The following is a 1,789-nucleotide window of genomic DNA, read 5'->3' as shown; positions in this document are numbered from 1 at the left end:
CAGCAATCTTTTGCATTCTAATTCTTCTAGTGGATACCACAGCAATTTCTGCAAGGGAGAAAAGTCCATTAAGCAATATTAAAATTATTATTATTAATATTTCAATTCCTATAATTATCGAGTCCATTTCCATTAAGTCCTAAACAATTTTATATTTTAAAAATAATTGTGAATTTTTTCTTAAGCAATATAATCTTTTTTTAATTATATTAATAAATTTAATGTTTTTCATGTATTTCATTAGCATGATTTTTAAAATTTTATAATGATTTCGTTATATTATCATAAAACAATGATAATTTTTTAATTTAACAATTCTTTTGTTTTTGTTATATAGTCATAATAGTGATGATTTTTTATTTAATAATTCTTTCATTTCTCATTTTCAAGAAAAAATGGGTAATTTCATAATTCCCTCATTTTTCTATCAATCTGATTAAGGAATTTGTTGTTTTTAAATTCCTCTGCAGTGCTAAACATAGAACCGCCATAAATCTCTTCCTGCATTCTTTGAACTGCTAAAGAAGCTTCCTGTGCAGTTTCTACTCTTTGAAGGATTCTTCGGTCTTTCACTTTAACTGTTTTTCCACAGGTGCATTTTCTTGTAGCCCTTCCTTTCTTTGCATAAAGAACCCTTCCACAGTCACATCTAAATATCAAGTACATAGTCAACCTCAATAATTTTTATTTTTTTTAAAAAGAACAATGCTCTTTGAGTTTAAATTAATTATTTTTTTCTTTTGGAGTTTAAACTAATTATTATCCTCCGAATATCTTCATGAATAATGGAATAAATACCTTGGATGGCAATATGATAAGGGTTGCTATACTTACTCCTAAGTTGGTTCCAACAACCACAAGCAATATTCTGATGATATTGTTATTCCATAGGTCTCTAAAGCTTTCAATCTTTCCTAAATTGTTGATGTCCTGTTTTCTCACATGTCTGAATTTAGCTTCAGCAAGGCCTGAAAACCATCCTGCAGCAAGCACTGGGTGAATGATTGTTAGCGGAGCAACTAATCCTCCAATAAGTGCAGATTGGATTTTGGAACCTGAAAGGATTGAACCTATGAATCCCATGATCATACTGATAACTATGAACTGTAGGATATCCCCTTCTATGTGAATACCATTCATCCAAGCAAGAAAAAATATCACTACAAATGAAATAGGGATTAATGCCAAGATAATCTTAAGCCAAGGTATGCCTCCTTTTTTGTTCATGTTATTTAATTCAGCGTAGCTTGGCAAGGTTTCAGGGTGGTCAAGGTATTCTATTATTCCTTCCTTATGTCCTGCACCTACAACAGCTATTACCCTATCTTCAGGGATTCCCAATATCCCTTTTGCAAGATATGCGTCCCTTTCCTTAACAAGGGCAGTGTATGCTCCAGGTGAGATTTCCTTAAAGTATTCCATGGCCTGGTCGATATTGGATTGTTCCTTCAACTCTTCGATGTTTATCTCTTCTTCATCTGATGAGAATAATGATGCGACAATTCCGTAAACGAATTTTAGCTTTTCCCAAGTGCTCATGCTGTTCAATACCCTTTGAAGTGTGATATTGATGTCTCTGTCAATCAATGCAATTCTGCATCCAACCTCTTCAGACGCTTCGATTGCACCAAGCATTTCAGCACCAGGCTTTATGTCAACATCTTCCCCAATCTTATTTTGCATATAGGAAAGAAGAGTTGTAACCAAGAAAACACCAACTTTGTTTTCTTTTATGATTTTAGTAATATGAATTGTATCATCTTCTACGACACCATTTCTCTCATTCATT

3 protein-coding genes are annotated in these 1,789 nt (G+C 32.6%); all 3 read right to left on the bottom strand.

Annotated elements, in window-relative coordinates:
• Positions 1 to 127 (bottom strand): CNNM domain-containing protein (locus ACKI67_RS05425; RefSeq protein ID WP_407462409.1); only part of this gene is annotated, 127 nt, incomplete at its 3' end.
• A gap of 278 nt (positions 128 to 405) precedes the next feature.
• A complete protein-coding gene (locus ACKI67_RS05420) occupies positions 406 to 666 on the bottom strand; it encodes a DUF1922 domain-containing protein (RefSeq protein WP_407462408.1) in 261 nt (86 codons plus the stop codon).
• Between the two features lie 93 nt (positions 667 to 759).
• Positions 760 to 1,789, bottom strand: a 1,030-nt coding sequence (locus tag ACKI67_RS05415) for a TraB/GumN family protein (protein ID WP_407462407.1), incomplete at its 5' end; no start/stop codon positions are given.

It is taken from the genome of Methanobrevibacter sp. (assembly GCF_045577275.1).
GTDB lineage: Archaea > Methanobacteriota > Methanobacteria > Methanobacteriales > Methanobacteriaceae > Methanobrevibacter.
This window is presented reverse-complemented; position numbering and strand designations above follow the sequence as displayed.